Raw genomic sequence first — 22,281 nt, 5'->3', positions numbered from 1 at the left:
TCCTGTGGCTGACGAGCCGGTCAGACCTCGAGGTGGCTCTTCAATTCGCGGATGCTGATGCCGGTTTCCTCATGCAGCGCGATCAGCAGTTCGGCGCTGACCCGCTCGCGGCGGTTGCGCACCTTGCTGATGTAGTAGGGCTTGACTTCCAGCCGCCGGCACAATGCTGCATCGTTCGGCAAGTTCATGCGTGAGAGAATGAAGTCGAGCAGCGGATGCGGCTTCAGCCACGGCAGCCGGCGCCGGTTAGGCGGGATGCTGGCTTCAGCCGGCTTGTCTTCTTGTTGGCCTTGGGGGCGATTCGCGGTGCCGTTCCAAGTTTGTGCTTGGTGTTCCATGATGGGACTCCACAGGTAGATCGAACTGGGTTCGTTCGCCCGGCTTTGCATGGCCGGACCTCTATTGCGAATCCAGTGTATTGGAAGCAATTTCACGAACCTAGGTGACATATGGCATGGGCAGCGCCAGTCTTTCAATTCAGGACCGAGCCGGGAATCCAGTGGTTAAAACAGGTAGAACCATTGCTCGATTGCGAACAATTGCTGTCGCATTCAAGGCAAATCGCGATTGGGAAAAGATGAAAAATACGGCCGGGACGTATTCCGGATTCAGCCAGGCTGGCCATCCGGCCAGTGTTCGAGGGCGTCTTCCAGACTGCGGATGAGGGCTTGCCGCAATGCCGGCCAGGCACTCTCGGTTCGCACGCAGGCCTGATTGATTTCGAGTTCGATGCCGGCGTAGCGATCCGCGCCGAAGCGCTTGCGCAGGTAGACGGTGAATCCGTCCGACGTGCCGCGGTAGGGATAGTTCATGCGTACCCGCAGCGCCGGCATGCGCCGCAGCAGCGCCGCGCGCCAGTGCCGGCAATGCGCCGCTTCGCCGAGGCGCGACGGGTCGTACAGCAAGCCGATGTCGGCATTGCGCGGCTTCCCGTCCAGCACCGGCGTGAAGCTGTGGCAGGACACATGCAGCACCCGCTTGTCCGCCGCCACCGCCGCGCCTACCGCCGCTTCCACGCCATCGCGGTAGCGGCGGTAATGGTCCTGCAGGAGATCGGCCCGGACATCCTGCGGGAGGTGGCGGCTGAACTCGGAATACAGGCGAGGATGATGCGGCGAGCGGTTGAGGTCGATCAGCAGGCGCGAGAGGACGGCGGCATGCAAGGGCGCCTGGAATGCCTGCGCCATCTCGCGCGCCATGCGCAGCGCCCCGGCGTCGTAAGCGCGATGGGTATGCAGCACCGCCTCATGGCCGATGAAAGGCCCGCGACAAGCCGAGGGAATGCGGTTGCCGCCGTGTTCGCAACTGAATAGCAGGAAGGGCTTCAAGATTGCGGCGGGAAAAACAGTCGGTCTTCCGCCAGGCAGGCGCACAGTTCCCGGTAGACGCCGGCCAGATGCGCCCTCGATGCATCCGTGCCGATGGCCAGCATCAGGCGGCGCGCCAGCGGTCCGTGTTCCAGAATGTGTGCCAGCGGTGCCGCCCAAGCCGTGCCGCTGCCGGGCCGCGGTACGCGTTGCGGGTCCAGCACGTCGGCCAGCACATGGCGCCAGAGGGCGCCGGCGCTGCATTCGGCCTCGTCCACGCCCATCAGTGCGAGATAAGGCTTGTGGCGGATCACGGTCTGGTCGGCATCCCGTATGCATGCCTGCAGCAGCGCCGCGAGCTCATCGGTCGGAATGGCCTGCAATTCGGCCAGCCGGTCGGCGCCGGCATCATACAGGCGACGTACCAGGTGCACGGCAGCGGCGGCCACCGCCAGGTCGGCGCGCGGACATTCCTGGGTATCGATGACGCGAATCTCGATGGCGTTGCGGTCGAAGCGGGCAATCGCGCCGCGGGAATTGAGCCACTCTTCCTGCAGCACGCCATCCGGATCATGCGGCGCGATGTCGCGATACATCGGCGCCAGGATCAGCCGTTGGTAATCCGCTTCACTGGATACCGTTTCCGGTACCACCTTGCCGGCGATGGAAGGCAGTTCGTCGGCGTTGCGGCAGTAGACCTGCATCCGGTAATCCAGGCAGCCGCTGACGTTGCCGTCGGCGACCGGCGAGCTGGCGGCCAGCGCCGGAAGGAGCGGCAAGGCCAGGCGCACCGCCGCATGCAGCCGGGCGAACTCGTCGTCGTCGGCGAACGGCAGGTTGATATGCATGCTCTGCAGATTGGCCCAGCCGTGGGTGCTGGTATCGAAGATGCGGGCGTAGGCGTTATAGATGGCATCGTTCTCATGCGGCCACAGCCGGGTCTCGCTGCGAGGGTCCATCCAGGGATGCATCGCGCCCGGCATCAGGCAGGCGTCGAACGCCTGCAGCAGCTGGTTGATATGGGCCGTCTCGCGCAGGAACAGATCGGGCAGCGCGTTCAGCGCGGTCATCGGCGCCAGGTTCTTCACTTCGATCACGTGCAGCACGAATTCATTCGACCATCCCATCGGGCCGCGCCTGACCTCGCTCGCCGGCCTGCCGGCGCCCAGCCTGAGCACTTGATCGGCGATCGGCATCACGTCCAGCGTCTGCCGGTTCACGATCATGTATTCCAGTTCGATGCCGTAGCCGGAGAACGCCGGCAAGGCATTGGGCATTGCGCTCATGCTGTGCTGTTTCCCTTGAGGGCCTCGATGCGCTTGCGGAACACGCCCATGACCTCGCGGTAGAGGGCATCCCCCAGCACGCCATCCTCGTTGCCGGCGTCGACGTTCGGGTTGTCGTTGATCTCGATGACGTAGACCTGGCTGCCGACCTGTTTCAGGTCGACGCCGTAGAAGCCGTCGCCGATCAGCGCCGCGGCCTGCAGCGCGATGCGCACCACGTCGTCCGGCACTTCGCCCACGGCCAGCGCCTCGGTGCGGCCTTCGCTCATCTGCTGCTGCTCATGCTTGATGATCTGCCAGTGCCCTGAGGCCATGTAGTACTTGCAGGCGAAGAGCACCCGCCCGTCCAGCACGCCGATGCGCCAGTCGTAGTCGGTGGGCAGGTACTCCTGCGCCAGCACCAGCTCCGATTTTTCCAGCAGCGCCTCCACCGTCGGCAGCAGCTCCGCCTCCGACTCGACCTTCACCACCCCGACGGAAAAGGCGCCGTCCGGCTGCTTCAGGATGCAGGGCAGGCCGAGCGCGCCGCCGATCTGGTCGATATTGCCGCGATGGACCAGCATCGCCTTCGGCGTCGGCAGATGGTGGCGGATCAGCAGCTCGGACAGATAGATCTTGTTGGTGCAGCGCAGGATCGAATCGGGATCGTCGATGACCACCAGCCCGGCATCGGCGGCTTGGCGCGAGATGCGGTAGGTATGGTGGTTGATGCCGGTCGTCTCGCGGATGAACAGGGCATCGAAATCAGCGAGCCGGTGGCAGTCGCGGGCGGTGAGCAGTTCGGTGCGCATGCCGAGCTGGCGCGCCGCGACAGCGAATTTCTCCAGCGCGGCCCGGTTGGAGGGCGAATCGGCGCGCCGGGGATCGTGCAGGATGGCGACCGCCGGTCGCTGTCCGGGCGGCCGCGCCATGCGTATCTTCTGCTGCTTCAGGTAGCTGCGCGCGGCGTCGGTCGCAAGCTCATGATGGCTGCGGGGGACATCGCGCAAGCTGCCGGCGTGGACGCTGCACAGCCGCCACCGGTCGTTCAGGCGCTCGAGCCGCACATGCAGCAGCGGCGCCCGCAGCAGCTCGAACAGCCGGCGGCACAAGTGCTCATGGCGTCCGCCTGCGTCGCGGCCGAAGTAGATGTCCAGATCGACGACGTCCGCTTCGACGCGGGACAGCGAGCAGTCGATCAGGTCGCCCAGCTTGGCGCCGAGGTCCGGCAGCAGGTCCTCGGACTGCAGGTCGCGTATTGCTTCCACATCGGGCACCGGCCTGTGGCCGCGCGCCTCGGCCAGCAGCGAAACATAGTAGCCGTCGTTCTGGTAGCGGTAGGCGCGGCAGAGATTGAAGACTTTGGTCGGACCGCATTCGCCATAGGCCGGATCCATCAGATAGGTTTGCGCGGAGATTGCTTCTATGCCTGGGATGTCGAACGGCCAGTCCTGCTCTTGGCTGACGACGAAAAGGATGTTCATGGCTATTCCTGTCGCCCCTCGGGCGGCTGAATGATCAGCAAGTTGGCGTCATGGGTGACGATGCCGAGCAGCACGGCACCAACGACGCGCTCTATGCTGAGCCAGTATTCATGCGTGCTGGCATAGGGATTCTGCTGGTAGGGATCGACCACCAGCAGACGGCGCCGGCTGCGTTCATAGCCGGCGATGATGACGAAATGGCCCGATGGCAGGCCGCGGATGTCGTCCGGCGTATCGTCCGGGCCGAATTCGCGCGGCACGCGGTACAGATAGGTCGAGCTGAGTCCGGTGATGATGGGAATGCCGCGCCTGAGCATGCCGTGTATCAGGCCGCGCGACAGGTCCAGCAGCCGCAGCCGTCCGCCGAGCTTGAGAAACTCCAGGTAGCCGGTAGTGGCATGCTGCAGGCGGTAATCCATCTTGATCTCGCGCTGGGCGCTGAGGCGCTCGGCGATGTCCACATCCCCGCGGGTGAACCAGGTCGGATCGAACACATTGAGGTTGTAGGTATAGATGGTGGCGCGGTAGCCCTTGCGCAGGGCATCGCAGGCGAGAAAGACGGCGAAGGTGCCGCCATGTTCCAGGCGGCCGGCGCGATTGATCACGCCGGTCAGCTCCTCGCTTTCACCCCAGTAACGGTAAACCGCCTGCAGGCAGGTCGGGCCGCAGGTGGTTTCGTCGGGCTGCGGCAGTATCTTGACGGGTAGGACGAGTTTGTCGGTGATCACGTATTCCACTCATGGTCCGCATCGGTCCGGTCCTCGCCCGCATCGCTTCCTGCGGCGGGGCCACCCCGGTTTCGTAAAGAGCTTTGCCGGATGCAAAAGTTTCAAATGCATTGCAACCGTCTGCAACGGCGGAGAGCTGTTTTCACACGGCTCAGGCATGGTCGATGCAGCACGAATCCTGCCAGCCCGATGCGTGGAAGAACATCATGTTCAAGCGAAACTTCGTGACGATCGCCTTGTGCGCCGTCCTGCTGCCGGAGACGGGAATGAGCCAGCCTGTGAGCGCTGACGCGCCGGTCGATGAATTCGGCATGACGCACAGGCGCACGGCGAACGGGATCGGGTATCTCTGCGGCGGCGTCGGCGAGGACGAGGCGAAGGCGATGAAGGAGGCGGCCTCTGGCTACGATCTGCTGCTGACTTTCGCGGCCCAGGATGGCGCCTACCTGGCGGATGTGCGGGTGGACATTGCGGATGGCAGCGGCAGGCCCGTCATGGAGGCGCATTGCGACGGTCCGATGATGCTGGTCGACCTGCCGTCGGGCACCTATCGGGTCCGCGCTGAAGTGAAGGGACGCATGTTGAGCAGGATGGTGCGCGTATCGAGGAACGGCGAAGGGAACGGCCTGGCGCGGACGGTGATGGCGTGGCCGCGGGCCGCAGCGGACGAAGCGAGTGGCGGCGGCACGCGCCTCCCGAGCGGGTCTGCGGGCGGAGACAGTGAGGATGTTCAGCCGGCAATGAAATATTGAGCACGGCATGTAAGTCCTACATACACGGAGCTCGACCTGCTTGAGAAACTAGGGGTTCGATCCGCGCATCCCAAAAAAGAAAAAGCGCCGATGGGCGCTTTTTCTTTCAACGCTGGCAGGCCAGCGCCACATGGGCTGCGGCCAGCCCGAGCGCTTACTTGCTCATGTTCTGCTGGCTGTTGGTGGCTGCGCCCTGGACTTTCTCGCCACCGCGCTCGATGTCGCGGCCCATGCCACGCATGGTGTTGCAGGCGGTGAGTCCGATGGAGAACAGCAGAACGGCGATGATGGAAGCGGTCTTTTTCATGGTGAGTCCTTTCATGGTTTGGTTTTCAGGAACTGCGCTCATTCGGATTTGCAATCATCGTGCCAGCAGATTCTCGAGAGACATGACGTAATGCAACGCTCTCTTGCCGGCTGGCTTCAGCGGGGATAATTCGGAGTGCGGTCACGCTGCATCAGGTTGGCCACCGTGGTCAGGATATTGACCAGGGTCTCGAAGTTATGCCGATGGGCGGTGAAGCTATTGCCCAGGCCGCTGATTCTGTCGCCGCTGGTGCGTACCGCCCGCCCGATGCGGTTCGGCCCGATGGCGACGACGGCAGCCACCGCGGCGGCGCATGCCAGCGGATGCGTCTCCATCCACTCCAGCGCAGGATTGGCGCGCAGGGCCGGCGCGCGGCGCGGCATCACGCTGACGGTGTGGACGGTGGCGGTGCTGGCCATTTGCGGACTGGCGGCATGCACATCGGCATGGGCGGCCTGATGCGGATGGCCATGCGTGTCGATAACCGGCTCGACCATCACCAGGTCCACCGGTTCACCGGCCATCATGCGGCGATAGCGCTCCCGGCTGGTCCGCATCCGGGCCAGGATGGCTTGGCGTTCCGCTTCCAATGCGTGTGGTGCGCTCATAGGCTTTCCTTGATGGTTTGAATGTCGTGACGCAATTCATTGCGCAGCGTGTCGGTGAGCGATACCGGTTCGCTCTGCTTCAACGCGTAGATCACCCCCGCGGCCGCGATGCCGCCATACAGCAGGACCACGAACCAGGCGGCGAGGGCGCGATAGTCGGACTCCCAGAAAGTGATGATGATCGCCAGACCGAGAAAGACCGTAGCCAGCAGGCCGAACAGGCCGGCGACGGCGAAGCCGGCAATGCGTATGCCCATTTCGGCGCCGCGGATCTTCATCTCGACGCGGAACAGGTCGAGATAGTCGTGGACCCGGTCGAGTGCCAGATTGGTTACCTGCTTCGACTTGCGCAGGGCGGAGAACATGGTCGCGCTTTTCATGGATTCGATGAGGTTAGCGTTGAGGAAGCCGCGCAATCAGCGGCGCTTGAGCAGCATGCCCAGGAACAGGCCGGCGGCTACCGCCATCGACACCGATTGCCATGGCTTGTCATTCACATAGGTGCTGGTGTTCTCCATGCTGCGGTTGAACTGGCGCTGGGCTTCGCTGGCAATGCCCTTGGCCGCGTAGCGCAGGGAGCTGAATTGCGTCATGAGGCGCGCATGGGCTTCGGTGAGTTCGTCATCCGAAAGGCTCGGCGCCCGGTTCATCAGCGCGTCGAGATCGGTTTTCAGGGTTTGCAGCTCGGTGCGCAGTGTGGCGGCCGTGCGCTGGGCGGCGCGCTTTGCATCTGACTTGAGGTCCGCCATGGCTTCCGTGTTCTCGTTCCCGGCCGCGCCCGAGGCGGCGGCCCCGGAACTGCGGCCGGATGATTGGGGGCTATTGTTGTAGTCCATGCAATGCTCCTCTTGATGAATTCATACCAATGCAATCGTCGCCACGGCAAGTTCGGGTACTGACGGTGCTCGACATGGCTTCAGGCAATTCCGGTGCAAGGCTCGTGCCATCTTTCCTGCAGGGAAAGCAGCCGGTAATGGCTCAGGCTTCGTCTCTTGAGGACGCGAGACGGAAAATTAGAGCGCGAATCGAGCTGAAGGTTTTGTATGTACGGCATGTAAATATTGCAATGCACTGTGTTATCGACGTAGCGCAAGCTCTTTTCACGATGGAAATCCTTCTCGGAGCATGGAGGAAAACCAAGGCCGTGCGGCTATAATGAATTTCCTCCTGGAATCGCCAATGAACCCTGCCGCCTCGCCTTATGTATTGATCGTGGAAGACGATACGCAGATCGGCCGTCTGCTATCGTTGCTGATGACACGGCAGGGATACCGTATCGAACTCGAAACGGATGGCCTCGCGGCGCTGGAGCGCATCGGGAAGGCGGAAGCGGTGCCGGCGCTGGTGCTGCTGGACTTGATGCTGCCCCGGCGGGATGGCTACGAAATCGCCAGCTTCCTGCGTACCTGTCCGGGCTGGCAGCAGGTGCCGGTGATCATGCTCAGCGCCCGGAACGGGCAACATGATGCGGCGCGGCGGGAGCAGGCCGGCATCGATGAATTCATCGCCAAGCCTTTTCAGCCCGCCGAGCTGCTGCAACGCCTGCAGCCCTACATGAAGGCGGCGGGTTCCGCCTGAGGACGCTCATTCCGCGGTTGCCGCGGCGTGCGCCGCAGCCAGCGGCAGGTCAACGAAGAACGTGGTGCCATGATCGGCGTCGCTCTCGAAATGGATGCGGCCGCCATGCTGCTCGACGATGCTCTTGCAGATGCTCAGGCCGAGGCCGGTGCCTCCCTTTTGCCGCGTATCGGTGGCATCGGCCTGGGCGAACTTCTGAAAGATGCGGTCCCGGAACGCATCGGGGACGCCGCAGCCATGGTCGATCACCGCCAGCCTGCCCTGGCCCTCCGCGCGGCTGATCACCACCTCCACCTCGCCCCCCCGAGGCGAAAACTTGATGGCGTTTGAGAGCAGGTTGACCGCTACCTGGGTCATGCGGTCGTCGTCGGCCATCACGCGCATGCCGGGCGCCTGGTTCACCAGCGTGAGCCGGATGCCGAAGCCTTCGGCGTAAGCCCGGGTGGCTTCCATGGCCTGCCGCGCCACGTCTTCCAGCGGCAGCGCGCGAATGCGGAACGCCATCTTGCCGGACTCGATCTTTTCGATGTCGAGCATGTCGTTCACCAGGCGCACCAGCCGCTCGCAGCTGTCATTCGCGATCTGCAGCAATTCCTTCGCTTCCGGATCGAATTCGCCCACCATGCCGTCGGCCAGCATGCCGAGCGACGCGCGGATCGAGGTCAGCGGCGTGCGCAGCTCGTGGGAGACGGTGGAGATGAATTCATTCTTCATGCGTTCTACCTGCTTGCGCGCCGAGATGTCATGCAGGAAGACGCTGAGAAAGGCGGTTTCGTCGGTGCCCGCCAGGCCCACCGTCATCTCCACCGGGAATTCCTGGCCGCTGCGGTTCATCACCACGCGCTCCAGGCGGCGATTGAGGGCGCCGGTCATGCCGGTTTCATTGACTTCGCGCAGGGAGCGCTGGTAGCTGTCCCGGAAGCGCTGCGGCACCACCCGGTCCGCCAGCGGATGCCCCACGGCTTCGCCGCGCGTCCAGCCGAACATGCGCTCCGCCTGGCTGTTCCAGTCGGTGACGTTGCCATGCAGGTCGACGGCGATGAAAGCATCCTGGGCCGTCTCGGTGATGGTCTGGATGCGGCGTTCGTTCGCCTTCACATTGGCGAGCGCGCCAGCCAGTTCGCGGGTGCGCGCTTCCACCCGCTGCTCCAGCGACTGGTTGAGTTCCTGCAATGCCGCCTTCTGGTAGAGCAAGTCGGTCACCAGCGAACGCAGCGACGTGGCCAGGACCTTGCTCTCGTAGTAGTTTTCCGCGCCGGGATCGATGTCGGCTCCCTGCCCGTACTGGATGCGCTGCGCCGACTGCGCCAGCCGCAGCAGCGGCTGGGTAATGCGCCGCGCCGCCAGCAGGCCGATCAGGGAGAACAGGATGGCGATGCCCAGCCCGGCCCACAGCACCTGGCGCTGCATGGCCTTGACCGGCGCGAAGGCGCTGTCCACGCTTTCCAGCACCAGCACCGTCCAGCCAAGATCGGTCTGGCCCTCATGCGCCGGGCTCTTGCTGAAACCGACCACGAAGCGGCCTTCCCGGTCCCAGGATTCGATGGTATAGCCGCGCCTGCTCTTCTGCGCGGCGCGCAGGCTGTCGAGGTTCAGCTTTTGCCCCAGCATGGCTTCCGGCCCCCACAGCACCAGGCCTTCGCGGCTGACGATGAAGCCCTGGACCTGGCGCCGCGCCGCCACCGGCTCGATCACCGACAGGCCGACTTCGCGCGCCCATTCCCATGACAGGTGGACCCCGAGCACGCCGGCGATCCTGCCGGTCTGATCGGCATAGGGAAAGGCCAGGTCGAGAAAGCGCAGCGGCCGCCCTTCCGGATGGGGGAGACGCTTGGACAGCATGACGGCATCATGTACGTCGCCGATGTAGGGCGCCTGTAGCGCCTCCTTGAACCAGGGGCGGGTCGATACGTTGCTGCCTTCCAGCATTCCCTTGGTGGCCACCTGCACCGTGCCGTCGGTGGCCACCAGTCCGATCCAGGAATAGAAGGGGTAGGTCTCCTGACGCGAGTCGAGCACCTGGCGCTTCTCGCGGCTGTCGGTCGCGGCGCCGCGCAGATCGGGACGCATCGCCATCAATTGCACTTCGCGATAGCGTTCGAACATGCTGCGATCGAGCTTGTCGGTGGTTTGCAGCGCGAGGTCGGCCAGGCTGTTGCCGATGCTGCCGCGCGCCTGTTCAGTGGCGACGACATCGATGACTTCCACCAGGATCAGGGTCAGCACCACCGACAGCAGCGAGAAGGCCAGCGCCAGATAGGCGCCGAGGCCGCGTTCGAAAATATAGTCTTTGAGCTTCATTGCGGAACGCTGTCGGCGCGGGCGACGACGGACGGGAAATGTGACGCGGCTGAAATGGTTTGCTTAGCGTAGCATATCGGCTGTTTTCGACACCCTGCCATCAGAGACTTCGATGCCCGACCGCAGCGACTCCATCCGATCCGCCAGTACCAGCGTTGCCGTGGCCAGCGCCGGACTGTGCGCGCTGGCCGTGGCCATGGGCATAGGCCGCTTCGCATTCACGCCCATCCTGCCGATGATGCTGCACGACGCCGGCTTGACGCTGACTGGCGGAAGCCTGCTGGCCTCGGCCAATTACATCGGCTATCTCATCGGCGCGCTGATGGCCACCCTGGTCCGGGTGACGCCATCGACCGCCATCCGCGGCGGCCTGCTGGCGATCGCGCTGACCACCCTGGCCATGGCGTCGAGCCTGCCGTTGCCGCTCTGGATGGCCTTGCGCCTGCTGGCCGGCGTGGCCAGTGCCTGGGTGCTGATTTCCGTTTCCTCGTGGAGCCTGGGCGCGCTTGCCCGCTTTCAGATGCCCTGGCTCGGCAACCTGGTGTTTGCCGGCGTCGGGCTCGGGATTGCCAGCGCCGGCGTGCTGTGCCTGCTGCTCACCGCCTGGGGCGGCTCCGCCGCCGAAGCCTGGCTGGCGCTCGGCGGGCTGTCCTTGCTGGCCGGACTGCTCACCTGGAACCGCTTTGCGCTGCCGACGGTGGCGGCGAACGATTCGATGCAGGCGCCGCCGCCGGGCCTGGACGCCGCCGCCTGGCGCATGATCCTGTGCTACGGCGTATATGGTTTCGGCTACATCATCCCGGCCACCTATCTGCCGCTGATGGCCAAGCAGGCGCTGCCCAATCCGGCGCTGTTCGGCTGGTCCTGGCCGCTGTTCGGCCTGGCTGCCGCCTTTTCCACCGTGGGCGCCGCGCCGCTGCTGCGCCGATTCGGCGCGCGGGCGGTGTGGATGGGCTGCCATTTCCTGATGGCGCTCGGCGTGGCGCTGCCGGTGTTCGCGCCGGGGCTGGCAGGCATTTTCCTGGCGGCGGTGCTAGTGGGCGGCACCTTCATCGTGGTGACGGTGTGCGCGGTGCAGGACGCGCGCCGGGTAGCGGGTCCGGCCGCCACCCGGCTGATCGCCGCGATGACCGCCGCCTTCGCCGTCGGCCAGATCGCCGGGCCGCTCTGCGCCGCCTATGTGCTGGATACCGACGGCGGTTTTTCGCATTCGCTGCTGGCGGCCGGGGCGCTCCTGCTGGCCAGCGGCGTGGCGCTGCGCCGCACCTGATGCCCGGCGCTTGAGAGAGCGCAATCGCCTGCGCGGACCGCCCGCAAGCGCGGCCCCAAGGTATAAGATACGGTGGCTGTCGTCCGCCCGAGGCGCCGTGTTTTCAGGCGCCAGTGCCGGTTATCCGCTGGTCAGCCGCTTCCTTGAGGAGAGTCGCCATGTATAGCAAGATCCTGGTCGCCTACAATGGTTCGCCTGAAAGCCGTCACGCCCTGCAGGAATGCATACGCCTGAACCCGGGGCCGGCGGCGGAAATCCATCTCCTGGTGGTGACGACGCCTCAGCCGGTGGTAATCGCCGCCGATTTCGCGGTCGCCGCCTTCTACAACGCCGATCAGGAAAAGGCCGAGCGGCATGCGATGGAACTGGTGCTGGAATCCGGCATGACCTTGCTGCGCGAAGCCGGCCTGAGAGTGATCAACCATCTCGAGATCGGGGAGCCGGTGGATGTCATCTCCGACATGGCCAACCGGCTCGGCGTGGAACTGGTGATCGTCGGCCATTCCTCGCGCAAGCCTTTCGCCGCCCGCTGGTGGCGCGGCTCCATGGATGCGATGCTGATGGAGAAACTGCGCTGCAGCATGCTCATTGCATCCGAGCCGCAGTCCGCCGCCAGGCGCGGCTGACCTTTCGCGGCCTCTAGGTGGCCGCTGCGGCGCTCGGGCGCAGCATGCGCGGCAGCTCGCCGCTGGCGATCAGCTTCTGCAAATCGCCGGCGCCGCCGATCAATACGCCATTGACGAAGACCATGGGAAAGGTGGGCCAGCCGGTCCACATCTTCAGCGCGCTGCGGCGCCGCCACTGGCTGAAATAGCTGCCGTACTCCAGATAGCGGTAGGCCAGGCCGGCTTCCTGCAGCAGCTTGCGGGCCTTGCGCGGAAAGGGGTTCTGCGCCATCCCGACCACCACGATCGGATTGGCGGCAATCGCCGCCTGCACTTCCGTGATGATGTCGGCATGATTGTCGGCGATGGTGCCGCGGATAGCGGGATGGATCTGCGCTTCATCGAGTACCGGACGGCTCATGATTCCTCCTGGCGAATGGGGAACTGCGGTAGAGAACTGCGGGGGATGTCTGTGGCAATCGGCTAGCATGCTATACCCGCCGGCGGGGGCTGGCAAAACCGTTCATCCGCCCGGCGGCTTCAATCCTGCTGCGCCAGCGGCAGGTTGAGCAGCAAATTCTGCGGCTTGATGCGCAGGATCTGGCGCTCGTTCATCGCGCAGCCGAGGTAGACCGGCCGGCCCGCCATGTCCGGCAGCAGCGCGGCGCCGTCGGCGAAATCCATGCGGAACAGGGCCAGGATGCGGCGCGCCCGTTCCTGGGACAGGGCCGTGCCGCGGTACAGGTCGTTGAGCAGGGCGGTGGCTTCGGCATCCAGGCCGATGTGCCAGCGCCACTGGCTGTCCTCGATGGACGCCCTGGATTGCACCGTGACTTCCAGTCCGGTGAAGTGCCGTACCCATTTCTCCAGCACGCGGCAGAAGGCGGCCAGCGCATCGCGGCCATGGTTGAAGGCGATCGCGGTCTCGTGCGCCTCGCTGCGCAGCCAGTACGCGGCGGCGTTGTCCTTCTCCAGCAGATCCAGCTCCACCCGGCGCGGCGTGATCCTGGCCTCGGCCAGCAGCCTGCCCAGGTCGCCGTATATGCCGCCGGTCTGGTGCCGCTCCACCGTCTCGGCATCGGCCAGCAGGATGGCGCCGTCCTGCAGCGACACCTTCTGCGGCCGGAAGAACAGTTCAGCGGCCCGTACCTGCAGCGGATCGTCGCAGCCGTCGAGCGTGGCGTGGACAATGAGGCGGGCCAGCTGGTCGATCAGCGCCGGCGCGGTGGTGACGGCGCCGCCCTGGAAGATGCCGAGATAGGCTTCTTCCAGCGTCGGCGCGGACAGCAGCCTGTCGCGCCATGCCAGCATGACTTCGTAGTTTTCGACGGCATCCGGATCGCCCAGCGCGGCCAGTTCGCTTGCCGGCACCGGCCGCCTCGGCTGCGTCAGCAGGGCGGCATGCAGCGACCGCTCGGCATCGCCCGACTCGGCGATGGGCGCCACCTCGGGGCGCTGCCACCAGAAGCGCAGCAGGTCGTCGGTGAGGAGGAGCCTGCCATCGGCGCGACGTTGCGCGTGGCAATAGCCGGAATCGGACCAGAAATCGGGCATGGGGGAAATCAGGTATCAAGCGGGACGCCAGTATCCCACAGGAGAACGAAACAGGTGGGACGAAACGGGCAGGGCGGTGCAGCAGGCAAGGCGCACAGCCGATGGCATCGGCTGCGGCTGCGGGCGAGGTCGGGAAGCGGGTGGCTTATTTCTTGATGCGGGGCGGCCGCTTTTCGTTCAGCCTGACATCCGAGCGGGTATTCATGCGGCGTTGATGAATCAGTTCACGTGACGCCATGGAACGGCGCACGACGAAAATCCCGACCACCAGCATGGCGGGCACGAGGGGCAGCATGGTAAGAAAGTCGTCCATTGAATCAAGTCCTGTTGAAAATGGCTCAGACACGCCGAGAAGCAGATTGTTCCTGGAGGAAAGATGCGTTGTGGCTTCCGCTTACTGAAAACGCGGCAGCGCGCGACTCGTTGACCTTACCCTCGGTTCCCATGATCAAGACCAAGTGCTTTGAACGGTTATCCACAATTTCGGTGGGCAAACCTGTGAACAAGCTTTGAATCATTGCTTTATATCACTGATTTGCCTTGGATTTTCAAAATTGATCCGGATCAATTGTTTTTCATTGTATTGATCGGCCGGCCCTGTCGTAACCATGAACGAAGTCATGGTCCGGACCGGCGGGTACCGGTTGAAAGGCCGATAAAAAAGCCGGCCTCGCGGCCGGCTTCGGTCTCGCCCCAAGGGCTGTGGCTTACGGGTTGCGCTTGGCGATTTCGTTGCCGACATAGCCGCCGCCGACGGCGCCGGCGATGGTTGCCAGCGTGCGGCCATTGCCGCCGCCCACCTGGCTGCCTAGCAGACCGCCGACCACCGCGCCCACGCCGATGCCGACTGCGCTGTTCCGGGCGGCTGGCGCAGGAGCGGGAGCCGGCTGCTGATAAACCGGCGCTGCCTGGGCCTGGCGTGCCGGCTCGCTATAGGCAACCTGCTGGGAACGAGCCGGCGCATGGTGGCGAGCCGCCTTCTGGCTGGGCTGATGGACTGCAGGCGCCGCATCCTGCGGGGCCAGGCTGGCAACGGCAGCGGGCTTGGCTTCCGGCGCAGGAACCACTGCGGCGAGCGGAGCGGCCGGGACCGTCGACGCGGCTGGCGCGACGCTGCCTTGCGAAGTCGGCAGGATGCCGGTGATGGCAGCGGCGCCGAGGAGACTGACCAGCATGACCGAGGCGGCAGCGCCGGCGACGAGCGGATGAATGCGGCTGGTGGAAGTGGCGGTGGTTTGCATGGCTTGCTCCGATACGGAAGTCAGGTATTGATGGAAAGCATCGTAGCAAGGCAGGGCACGGGCGTGATCGAGGAATCGGTTTCAGTGGTAAGCAGTTGTAACCCGGCGCCGGGAGCATGGCACCCCTGCAGCGCATTACAGGGCGGAAGGCAGAAACCATTTCGGCAAGATCGGCTGAGTATCGGTCGGCGGCAGGGGGCGGGAGACGAAGTAGCCCTGGATCTCGTCGCAGCGCAGCGATTTCAGGATTCGCAATTGCGCTTCGCTCTCCACGCCCTCGGCCACCACCCGCATGCCCAGCGCGTGGGCCATGGTGACGATGGCGGTGAAGAACACCTTGCCCTGTTCCGTCTTCCCGAGTTCGGCGGTGAAGGCGCGGTCGACCTTGAGCACGTCCACATCCAGCCGCTGCAATTGCGACAGCGACGAATAGCCGGTGCCGAAGTCGTCCACCAGCAGCTTCACGCCCATGCCGCGGATGGCGGCGATGGTTTCGGTCAGTTCGTCCGTATCGGTGAGCATTGACGATTCCGTCAGCTCGATCTCGATCAGGCTGGGTTCCAGTCCATTGCGCTCGATGGCGGAACGGATCACCGTCGCCATGTTGGCCTCGCTGAACTGCCGCGGCGAGACGTTCACCGACACCGGCACCAGTTCCTGGCCGCTGCGCGCCCAGAACGCCAGCTGCGCGCATACCTTGTCGATGATCAGTTCGCCCAGCGGCAGGATCAGGCCGGTATCCTCGGCGATCGGGATGAACTCGCTCGGCTCCACCAGGCCGCGCAGCGGATGCGCCCAGCGCACCAGCGCTTCCATGCTGGAAGTGACGCCGGTAGAGATGTCGACCCGGGGCTGATAGTGCAGCACGAACTGGTCATGGTCGATGGCATGCCGCAGTTCCGACTCCTGGCGCAGGCTGGCCATCAGCGCGTCATAGAACTTCTGGTCGTAGAAGCGGTAATTGCGCTTGCCGGTGGTCTTGACCGAGTACATCGCCACGTCCGCATGCTTGAGCAGGGTATCCACGTCGCCGCCATCCTGCGGATAGAGACTGATGCCGATCGAGGTGCCGATGGCATGGGTGGCGCCGGCGACGTGGAAGCGCTCTTCGAAGGATTGCAGGATGCGCTGCGCCACCTGGGCCGCGTCTTCCTTGCTGCCGATGCCCTCCAGAATGACCACGAACTCGTCGCCGCCCAGCCGCACCACGTGATCTTGCGGCCGTACCGCCAGGCGCAGCCGCTTGGCGGCAACGCGCAGCACCTGGTCGCCGGCCTCATGACCCATGCTGTCGTTGACCGTCTTGAAGCCGTCGAGATCGATGAACAGAAAAGCGAGGGTGGCGCCGCTGTGAGCCGCCGCCGCGATCGACTGCGGCACATGCAGGCCGACCCAGTGGCGGTTCGGCAGGCCGGTGAGCGCATCATGGTTGCTGCGCTGCTCCAGCTCGGCCACGTGCGCCTTGGCATCGGTGATGTCGCGCAGGGTGACCGCCAGATTGTCCTCCGCCCGCAGCGCCTGCAGCGCGATCCAGCGCGGTTCATCGCCGCGCCGCGATGCGAGCGGCAGCTCCGCTTCCTTGCGACCTTCGTGCCAGGCCTGGGTCAGCAGGTGGAGGAAGCGGACGCCCTGCTCGCCGGGATGGCAGCTGCTCAGGCGTATGCCGATGAATTCCTCCCGCCGGGACCCGAAGAACTCGGCGCCGCGCCGGTTGCAGTCCATGACTTCGAAATCGGCAATGCCGCCATCGGCGGCGCGGACCGGATGCGCGATGTAAAACCCTTCCGTGCCGGCTTCGGTGGCGAGTCGGTAGGTGGTTTGCAGGACCGTCACCTGCTGCTTGCGCCACGCCAGCCGCAGCGAAAGGACGGTGGCGATCGTAGCGAATGCCAGCAGGGCGAGGCTGGCAAGCGTGGCGTAGTACATGGAGGCGTCGGCGTTGCGCTGATACGGCGCCAGCACTTCTTCCCGGTCGAGGCCGGCGAAGGCGATCAGGGGATAGCCGTAGACCGCCTGCCAGGCGACATAGCGGGCGCGGCCGTCGGCGAACCAGCGCCGGCCCTCGAGCAGGCCGGTGCCGCCGAGCAGGGCATTGGCCGGCGCCTGCATCAGGAAGCGCTCGCCCGGGGCGCTCACGCGGTGGCCGACGCGCATGGTGCGCTCCTGGCCGTCGTTGCTGGACATGCCGAGGAAGCCGAGGCTGCCCATCACCACCGGATCATAAGTGGCGGTGAAATAGCTGAGGGTCACGGCCACCAGCACGACGCCGGCGAAGCCGCCGCGCTCGTCCAGCAGGCGGCGCGAGACGTGCAGGACCTGGCGCCCGGTGCCGCGGCCATACACCGGCTCGCCGATGAAGACGCTGTCGGTATCCGCCTCGCGCTGCAGGCGGAAATAGCCGCGGTCTCCGATCTCCAGGCCGCGCAGTTCCGGCAGTGTGCTGGTGACGATGCGGCCGTCGCGGTCGGTGATCGCCAGGTAAGAGTAGGAGGAGGGCGGGAACAAGCCTTGTGCGTTCAGGGCATCCAGGTGCAGCTTGCCCTGCGACTGCTGCCAGGCATACCGCACGTGCAGCGTGACCTGGTCTATCGATTCGACGGTGCGGCTCAGGTACTCCGCATGGCTGTTGGCGAAGGCCGTCGCTTCGCGCAGCGCATTGCCCTCGATCGCCGCCCGGTCCTGGCGCAGATTGGCCAGCAGCACGGACCATCCCGCCAGCGCCAGCAGCAGCGCAGCCAGCGGCCAGAATAGTACGGCGCCCATGCTGCCGCGCGGGATGATAATCCGTCTGGAACGGACGTTCGGCTCGAGAAAACGATTGAGGAAGCGCACGTCGGCTGTTGCCTCGAGGGATGGGCCAATGTCATTGGACCATTCGTGCGGCCAGATGTTGCAGCCACAGTTCCATGTCATTCGATGCCTGCCACGAGCAGGTCTGGCCCTCTCCGATGACCGGGATCGCGGCGGGAGGCTTTCCGCCCGTCTTCCCCTTTCTTCGAAATCGCCGCTACCGGGGCTTGCGCAGCCCAGGAAGGAGGTGTTCGCCGAGCGCATAATTATTGGAACAAGGTTCCATATAAAGGAATTCCGAGCTACAATAGTCGCACGGTGTAAGAACATTTCTTAAAAAATCATACGGCGCGGACTTGCAATGGTTAAGATGCCAAGCTTTTGCGCCGACAATAAGACTGTCGGCCCTCCGTCTGGCTGACAAAACGATAGAGACAACCCATGGTTCCTGCCGCAGAAGCATGTTTTCCATCCCGCCTGCCGTTCCGTTTGATGCCGCTTCCCGCCGCGCTGGCTTGCGCAGTGCTCGCCATGTCCATGGCGCGGGCGGCCGAGCCTGAGCGCACCCTGCCATCGGTGGTGGTGGAAACCTCCCGCAACAGCCAGCTCGGCATTGCCGACACCGCCAATGCCGGCATCATCACCCAGCAGCAGCTGGAGGCGCGCACCGTGTACCGCACCGGGGAACTGCTGGAAGCGATGCCGGGGCTGATCGTCAGCCAGCACAGCGGAGAGGGCAAGGCCAACCAGTTCTACCTGCGCGGCTTCAACCTCGACCACGGCACCGACCTGCGCACCACTGTCGACGGCATGCTGGTCAACCAGCGCAGCCATGCGCACGGCCAAGGCTGGACCGACCTGAATTTCCTCATTCCGGAACTGGTCACGCGCATGGAGTACGCCAAGGGGCCGTACAGCGCCTCGGAAGGCGACTTCGCCACCGCCGGCAGCGCCAGCATCGTCTATGCCGACAAGCTGGCGCAGGGCATTGCCAGTGTCGGCATCGGCCAGAACGGCTACCTGCGCACCTTGCTGGCCGATTCGCCCAAGGCGGGCAACGGCAACCTGCTGTACGCGCTGGAACTGTTCCACAACGACGGCCCCTTCACCCGGCCGGACGATTACCGCAAGTTCAACGGCGTGCTGCGCTACAGCGAGGGCAATGCTGCCAATGGCTTCAATCTCAGCGCCATGGCTTACCGCGCCAAGTGGAATGCCACCGACCAGATACCCCAGCGCGCGGTGAATGGCGGGCTGCTCGGCCGCTTCGATACCGTCGATCCCACCGACGGCGGCCAGTCCCACCGCTACAGCCTGTCGGCCGCATGGCGCCGCAGCACCGCGCAGGAATCGAGCAGCGTGAATGCCTACCTCATCCACAACAAGCTCGACCTCTTCTCCAATTTCACTTATTTTCTCAACGACCCGATCAACGGCGACCAGTTCGCCCAGCCCGACCGCCGCACCACCGCCGGGATGAATGCCAGCCACACCTGGCGCGGCAACTGGCTTGGTCGATCCATGGAAAACACCATCGGGCTGCAGCTGCAGAACGACAATGCCTTCAACGGCCTGCTGCAGACGGCGGCGCGGCGCACCCTGTCCACGGTGCGGCAGGATCATGTGGTGGAAAGCAGCGCCGGCATCTATTTCGAAAACCGCACCGGCTGGAACGATTGGTTCCGCACTGTGGCAGGCCTGCGCAGCGACCATTACCGCTTCAACGTCAAGAGCGACAAGCCCGCCAATTCCGGCACCGCGACGGACAGCATCGCCAGCCCCAAGCTCAGCTTCATCTTCGGGCCCTGGGCGAAGACCGAGTACTACCTGAACGTCGGCACCGGCTTCCACAGCAACGATGCCCGAGGAGCCACGATTTCTGTCGATCCGGCCAGCGGCAATCCGGTCAACCGGGTCACGCCCCTGGTGCGCTCCAAGGGCATGGAAGTGGGCATGCGCAGCGAAATCATCCCGGGCCTGCAAAGCACCCTGGCGCTGTACCGGCTCGACTTCGACTCGGAGCTGCTGTTCATCGGCGATGCCGGCACCACCGAGGCGAGCCGGCCCAGCCGCCGCTACGGCATCGAGTTCAACAACTACTACAAGCCGACCTCATGGCTGACGCTGGATGCGGACATCGCCTTCGCCCGCGCCCGGTTCCGCGATGCCGACCCGGTCGGCAGCCGCATCCCCGGCGCCGTGGAAGGCGTCGCCTCGGTGGCCATGGCGGTGGATAATCTCGGTCCCTATTTCGGCGCGCTGCAGCTGCGTTATTTCGGCCCGCGGCCGCTGATCGAAGACAACAGCGTGCGCTCGCGCTCGACGACCACGCTCAATGGCCGCATCGGCTACAGGATCAATCCGAAGATGCGCGTGGAGCTGGAAGGCTTCAACCTGCTGAACCGGCGCGACTCCGCCATCGATTACTACTATGAGTCGCGCCTCGCCGGCGAGCCGCCTGGGTCGGCCACGCCGGACGTGCATTTCCATCCGATCGAGTCGCGCTCCTTCCGCGTCACCCTCGTCACCAACTTCTAACGCCGCAGCGCTCCCGGGATTTCAGGTCTTGGGATGGAAGTGCGGATGCTGGTGCTGTGCCAGCGTCGGCGTTGCCATGTCCACCGGCACCAGATTGATCTGCCCATGGCGTACGCCGCTCTGGGCGATGACGCTGTTGGCGAAGGCATGCACCTGGCGGTAGGGGCCGCGCAGCACGATGGTTTCCAGGCAGTCGTCGTGGTCCAGGTGCACGTGCATGCTGGAGACGCAGATGTCATGGTGTTCATGCTGCAGCGCCGCCAGCCGGCTCGACAATTCCCGTTCATGATGGTTGTAGACATAGCTCAGGCTGGCGATGCAATAGCGCGCCTGGTAGGTGCTCTTGCGCTCCTGCTCCAGGCGGCCGCGCAGCAGGTCGCGGAAGGCTTCGGAGCGGTTCTCGTAACCATGGCGCTCGATCAGCTGCTCGAACTGCTCGGCGAGGGAATCATCGACGGAAATGGTAATGCGGCGCATGGGGTCATGCCGGCCTGGCCGGCGCTTGTCGGAATGAACGCAATGGTAACGTCGAATCGGACTGCGGGGCAGGCGTACCCGCGCAATTGACTTCCGTCCGGCGCTTCGGTAGCATGAATTGAAAAAGAGAACATCGTTCCATATAAGGGAACAAAAGCGACCGGTAAAAATCTGCGCCGAGATGGATGCGACCGGTACGCCCCGCGCATAACAACAAGCCAAACCATTCGAGCAGGAGACGACAATGCCGCATGACAAGGACCAGACCCACTGGCATGAGCCGGCGGGGAACAAGCGCGCCGGCTTCGGCGAATTCCGCAAGCAGCCCACGCCCTATGACGCCTTCATGGAGTCGGAAGGCGTGCCGGTGTTCCGCGACATCGGCATCCGCAAGGTGCACGACCTGCCGCTGGTGCCGTGGAAGCGCAAGGGCGGCCGCGGCCATTACATCCAGCTGCTCGGCACCGAAGGCAAGTGGGGCTGCTACGTGGTCGAGGTGCCGCCGGCAGGCGCCCTGAACCCCGAGAAGCACATGTACGAGGAGATCTTCCTGGTGCTGGAAGGGCGCGGCACCACCGAGGTCTGGCAGGAAGGCGACAGCAAGAAGCATGTGTTCGAATGGCAGAAGGGCTCCATGTTCTCCATTCCGATGAATGCCTGGTACCGCATCGTCAACGGCTCTTCCGGCGGCGCGCTGCTGCTGGCCGGGACCACCGCGCCCAACGTCATCAACCTGCTCAACAACTACGACGCGGTGTTCAACAATCCCTTCGTGTTCCGCGACCGCTTCAGCGGCGCCGACGACTTCTACAAGCCGAAGGACGACATCGAGCCGGACCCGGTGCGCGGCCTGGCGATGCGGCGCACCAATCTGATTCCGGACGCAATCAACTGCGACCTGCCGCTGGACAACCGGCGCTCGCCCGGCTACCGCCGCATCGAGCCGTTCATGACCAACAACTGCTTCTACTTCTGGATCGGCCAGCACGAGAACGGCCGCTACTCGAAGGCGCATGCGCATACCTCGGCGGCGGTGCTGATTTGCCTGAAGGGCAAGGGCTACACCTACACCTGGCCGGAGAAGTATGGCGAAAACCCCTGGCAAACCGGCCATGCCGACAAGGTGCGCCGGGTGGACTACGAACAGGGCGGCATGGTGACGGCCGCTCCCGGCGGCGCGCGCTGGTACCACCAGCACTTCAGCGTGTCCAAGGACCCGTTCCGCCTCACCGCCTGGTTCGGCCCGCACAATCCCGGCCGCGATCCCGGGCCGCCGGGCGAGAAGCACACCGACTACACCGCGCGCGAAATCAACGAAGGCGGCACCGCCATCCCGTACTGGATGGAGGATCCCTTCATCCGCAAGGAGTACGAGGAAACGCTGCAGCGCAACGGCGTGCCGAGCCGGATGGACCCGGCCTGGTACGTGAAGCCGTCCGACGTCCCGCAGAAATAGGCCGGCTGCCGGCGCCCGTG

22 protein-coding genes are annotated in these 22,281 nt (G+C 64.7%); 6 read left to right on the top strand and 16 right to left on the bottom strand.

Features of this window, described 5'->3' with window-relative positions:
- Nucleotides 1-20 precede the first annotated feature (20 nt).
- From CHB88_RS05035 to CHB88_RS05015, 5 genes are all read right to left on the bottom strand, one after another.
- Nucleotides 21-338, bottom strand: a complete 318-nt coding sequence (locus CHB88_RS05035) for a bacteriophage CI repressor (RefSeq protein WP_143131128.1) — start codon at nt 336-338, stop codon at nt 21-23.
- Between the two features lie 270 nt (nt 339-608).
- On the bottom strand, nt 609-1,328 hold the full coding sequence (locus CHB88_RS05030) for an N-formylglutamate amidohydrolase (RefSeq protein ID WP_089398190.1): 720 nt from the start codon (nt 1,326-1,328) through the stop codon (nt 609-611).
- The gene (locus CHB88_RS05025) at nt 1,325-2,593 is read right to left on the bottom strand and encodes a carboxylate-amine ligase (protein ID WP_089398189.1); all 1,269 of its coding nucleotides are present in this window, start codon (nt 2,591-2,593) and stop codon (nt 1,325-1,327) included. Before CHB88_RS05025 ends, CHB88_RS05030 begins: the two co-directional genes overlap by 4 nt.
- Complete coding sequence (locus CHB88_RS05020; protein WP_089398188.1) at nt 2,590-4,056, bottom strand: RimK family protein; 1,467 nt, start codon at nt 4,054-4,056, stop codon at nt 2,590-2,592. Before CHB88_RS05020 ends, CHB88_RS05025 begins: the two co-directional genes overlap by 4 nt.
- 2 nt (nt 4,057-4,058) lie before the next feature.
- Entirely contained in the window at nt 4,059-4,784 is a 726-nt protein-coding gene (locus CHB88_RS05015) for a hypothetical protein (RefSeq protein WP_089398498.1), read from the bottom strand.
- Nucleotides 4,785-4,948: 164 nt separating this feature from the next.
- Between CHB88_RS05015 and CHB88_RS05010 the strand changes: the two genes are divergently transcribed.
- Nucleotides 4,949-5,536 (top strand): hypothetical protein, encoded by a 588-nt coding sequence (locus CHB88_RS05010; RefSeq protein WP_089398187.1) that lies wholly within the window; start codon nt 4,949-4,951, stop codon nt 5,534-5,536.
- A gap of 154 nt (nt 5,537-5,690) precedes the next feature.
- Here the strand turns inward: CHB88_RS05010 and CHB88_RS05005 are convergent, their stop codons facing one another.
- From CHB88_RS05005 to CHB88_RS04990, 4 genes are all read right to left on the bottom strand, one after another.
- A complete protein-coding gene (locus tag CHB88_RS05005; protein WP_089398497.1) occupies nt 5,691-5,843 on the bottom strand; it encodes an entericidin A/B family lipoprotein in 153 nt (50 codons plus the stop codon).
- Nucleotides 5,844-5,959: 116 nt separating this feature from the next.
- Nucleotides 5,960-6,451: a hypothetical protein gene (locus CHB88_RS05000; RefSeq protein WP_143131127.1), complete on the bottom strand. Its 492-nt coding sequence runs from the start codon at nt 6,449-6,451 to the stop codon at nt 5,960-5,962.
- A complete protein-coding gene (locus tag CHB88_RS04995; RefSeq protein WP_143131126.1) occupies nt 6,448-6,831 on the bottom strand; it encodes a phage holin family protein in 384 nt (127 codons plus the stop codon). Before CHB88_RS04995 ends, CHB88_RS05000 begins: the two co-directional genes overlap by 4 nt.
- Nucleotides 6,832-6,867: 36 nt before the next feature.
- Complete coding sequence (locus CHB88_RS04990; RefSeq protein WP_245844748.1) at nt 6,868-7,287, bottom strand: ElaB/YgaM/YqjD family protein; 420 nt, start codon at nt 7,285-7,287, stop codon at nt 6,868-6,870.
- A gap of 343 nt (nt 7,288-7,630) precedes the next feature.
- Here CHB88_RS04990 and CHB88_RS04985 point away from each other — a divergent pair, with 343 nt between their 5' ends.
- Complete coding sequence (locus tag CHB88_RS04985; RefSeq protein WP_176442320.1) at nt 7,631-8,029, top strand: response regulator; 399 nt, start codon at nt 7,631-7,633, stop codon at nt 8,027-8,029.
- 6 nt (nt 8,030-8,035) lie between these two features.
- Here CHB88_RS04985 and CHB88_RS04980 read toward each other — a convergent pair whose 3' ends face one another.
- Entirely contained in the window at nt 8,036-10,330 is a 2,295-nt protein-coding gene (locus tag CHB88_RS04980) for a sensor histidine kinase (RefSeq protein ID WP_089398183.1), read from the bottom strand.
- A 112-nt stretch (nt 10,331-10,442) separates the two neighbouring features.
- Here CHB88_RS04980 and CHB88_RS04975 point away from each other — a divergent pair, with 112 nt between their 5' ends.
- A complete protein-coding gene (locus CHB88_RS04975; protein ID WP_089398182.1) occupies nt 10,443-11,600 on the top strand; it encodes a YbfB/YjiJ family MFS transporter in 1,158 nt (385 codons plus the stop codon).
- Nucleotides 11,601-11,758: 158 nt separating this feature from the next.
- Nucleotides 11,759-12,226, top strand: a complete 468-nt coding sequence (locus tag CHB88_RS04970) for a universal stress protein (RefSeq protein ID WP_089398181.1) — start codon at nt 11,759-11,761, stop codon at nt 12,224-12,226.
- Between the two features lie 13 nt (nt 12,227-12,239).
- Here the strand turns inward: CHB88_RS04970 and CHB88_RS04965 are convergent, their stop codons facing one another.
- From CHB88_RS04965 to CHB88_RS04950, 5 genes are all read right to left on the bottom strand, one after another.
- A complete protein-coding gene (locus CHB88_RS04965; RefSeq protein ID WP_089398180.1) occupies nt 12,240-12,626 on the bottom strand; it encodes a glutaredoxin domain-containing protein in 387 nt (128 codons plus the stop codon).
- A 119-nt stretch (nt 12,627-12,745) separates the two neighbouring features.
- Nucleotides 12,746-13,759: a DUF6352 family protein gene (locus CHB88_RS04960; RefSeq protein WP_089398179.1), complete on the bottom strand. Its 1,014-nt coding sequence runs from the start codon at nt 13,757-13,759 to the stop codon at nt 12,746-12,748.
- Nucleotides 13,760-13,904: 145 nt separating this feature from the next.
- Nucleotides 13,905-14,072: a hypothetical protein gene (locus CHB88_RS25055; protein ID WP_176442319.1), complete on the bottom strand. Its 168-nt coding sequence runs from the start codon at nt 14,070-14,072 to the stop codon at nt 13,905-13,907.
- A 394-nt stretch (nt 14,073-14,466) separates the two neighbouring features.
- The gene (locus tag CHB88_RS25810) at nt 14,467-15,000 is read right to left on the bottom strand and encodes a glycine zipper 2TM domain-containing protein (protein WP_089398178.1); all 534 of its coding nucleotides are present in this window, start codon (nt 14,998-15,000) and stop codon (nt 14,467-14,469) included.
- Between the two features lie 135 nt (nt 15,001-15,135).
- A complete protein-coding gene (locus tag CHB88_RS04950; protein ID WP_176442318.1) occupies nt 15,136-17,763 on the bottom strand; it encodes a bifunctional diguanylate cyclase/phosphodiesterase in 2,628 nt (875 codons plus the stop codon).
- Between the two features lie 519 nt (nt 17,764-18,282).
- On the opposite strand from CHB88_RS04950, the gene CHB88_RS04945 reads away from it, so the two are divergent.
- Nucleotides 18,283-20,328, top strand: a complete 2,046-nt coding sequence (locus CHB88_RS04945) for a TonB-dependent receptor (protein ID WP_089398176.1) — start codon at nt 18,283-18,285, stop codon at nt 20,326-20,328.
- Between the two features lie 21 nt (nt 20,329-20,349).
- On the opposite strand, the gene nikR is transcribed toward CHB88_RS04945, so the two are convergent.
- Nucleotides 20,350-20,805 (bottom strand): nickel-responsive transcriptional regulator NikR, encoded by a 456-nt coding sequence (gene nikR, locus CHB88_RS04940; RefSeq protein ID WP_089398175.1) that lies wholly within the window; start codon nt 20,803-20,805, stop codon nt 20,350-20,352.
- A gap of 244 nt (nt 20,806-21,049) precedes the next feature.
- Between nikR and CHB88_RS04935 the strand changes: the two genes are divergently transcribed.
- Nucleotides 21,050-22,261, top strand: coding sequence for a cupin domain-containing protein (locus tag CHB88_RS04935; protein WP_089398174.1), 1,212 nt, complete (start codon nt 21,050-21,052; stop codon nt 22,259-22,261).
- Nucleotides 22,262-22,281: the final 20 nt, after the last annotated feature.

Origin of the sequence: Noviherbaspirillum humi, assembly GCF_900188095.1 — a bacterium.
Lineage (GTDB): Bacteria > Pseudomonadota > Gammaproteobacteria > Burkholderiales > Burkholderiaceae_D > Noviherbaspirillum > Noviherbaspirillum humi.
This window is presented reverse-complemented; position numbering and strand designations above follow the sequence as displayed.

Bases quoted from the DNA above. Each gene is read 5' to 3' on its own strand.
- CHB88_RS04970 (WP_089398181.1), top strand. From the start codon at position 11,759: ATGTATAGCAAGATCCTGGTCGCCTACAATGGTTCGCCTGAAAGCCGT.
- CHB88_RS04975 (WP_089398182.1), top strand. From the start codon at position 10,443: ATGCCCGACCGCAGCGACTCCATCCGATCCGCCAGTACCAGCGTTGCC.
- CHB88_RS04960 (WP_089398179.1), bottom strand. From the start codon at position 13,759: ATGCCCGATTTCTGGTCCGATTCCGGCTATTGCCACGCGCAACGTCGC.
- CHB88_RS05020 (WP_089398188.1), bottom strand. From the start codon at position 4,056: ATGAACATCCTTTTCGTCGTCAGCCAAGAGCAGGACTGGCCGTTCGAC.
- CHB88_RS04935 (WP_089398174.1), top strand. From the start codon at position 21,050: ATGCCGCATGACAAGGACCAGACCCACTGGCATGAGCCGGCGGGGAAC.
- CHB88_RS04945 (WP_089398176.1), top strand. From the start codon at position 18,283: ATGCCGCTTCCCGCCGCGCTGGCTTGCGCAGTGCTCGCCATGTCCATG.
- CHB88_RS05035 (WP_143131128.1), bottom strand. From the start codon at position 338: ATGGAACACCAAGCACAAACTTGGAACGGCACCGCGAATCGCCCCCAA.
- CHB88_RS04990 (WP_245844748.1), bottom strand. From the start codon at position 7,287: ATGGACTACAACAATAGCCCCCAATCATCCGGCCGCAGTTCCGGGGCC.
- CHB88_RS04965 (WP_089398180.1), bottom strand. From the start codon at position 12,626: ATGAGCCGTCCGGTACTCGATGAAGCGCAGATCCATCCCGCTATCCGC.
- CHB88_RS05010 (WP_089398187.1), top strand. From the start codon at position 4,949: ATGCAGCACGAATCCTGCCAGCCCGATGCGTGGAAGAACATCATGTTC.
- CHB88_RS04950 (WP_176442318.1), bottom strand. From the start codon at position 17,763: ATGGGCGCCGTACTATTCTGGCCGCTGGCTGCGCTGCTGCTGGCGCTG.
- CHB88_RS05025 (WP_089398189.1), bottom strand. From the start codon at position 2,593: ATGAGCGCAATGCCCAATGCCTTGCCGGCGTTCTCCGGCTACGGCATC.
- CHB88_RS04980 (WP_089398183.1), bottom strand. From the start codon at position 10,330: ATGAAGCTCAAAGACTATATTTTCGAACGCGGCCTCGGCGCCTATCTG.
- CHB88_RS05000 (WP_143131127.1), bottom strand. From the start codon at position 6,451: ATGAGCGCACCACACGCATTGGAAGCGGAACGCCAAGCCATCCTGGCC.
- CHB88_RS25810 (WP_089398178.1), bottom strand. From the start codon at position 15,000: ATGCAAACCACCGCCACTTCCACCAGCCGCATTCATCCGCTCGTCGCC.
- CHB88_RS04985 (WP_176442320.1), top strand. From the start codon at position 7,631: ATGAACCCTGCCGCCTCGCCTTATGTATTGATCGTGGAAGACGATACG.
- CHB88_RS04995 (WP_143131126.1), bottom strand. From the start codon at position 6,831: ATGAAAAGCGCGACCATGTTCTCCGCCCTGCGCAAGTCGAAGCAGGTA.
- CHB88_RS05005 (WP_089398497.1), bottom strand. From the start codon at position 5,843: ATGAAAAAGACCGCTTCCATCATCGCCGTTCTGCTGTTCTCCATCGGA.
- CHB88_RS25055 (WP_176442319.1), bottom strand. From the start codon at position 14,072: ATGGACGACTTTCTTACCATGCTGCCCCTCGTGCCCGCCATGCTGGTG.
- nikR (WP_089398175.1), bottom strand. From the start codon at position 20,805: ATGCGCCGCATTACCATTTCCGTCGATGATTCCCTCGCCGAGCAGTTC.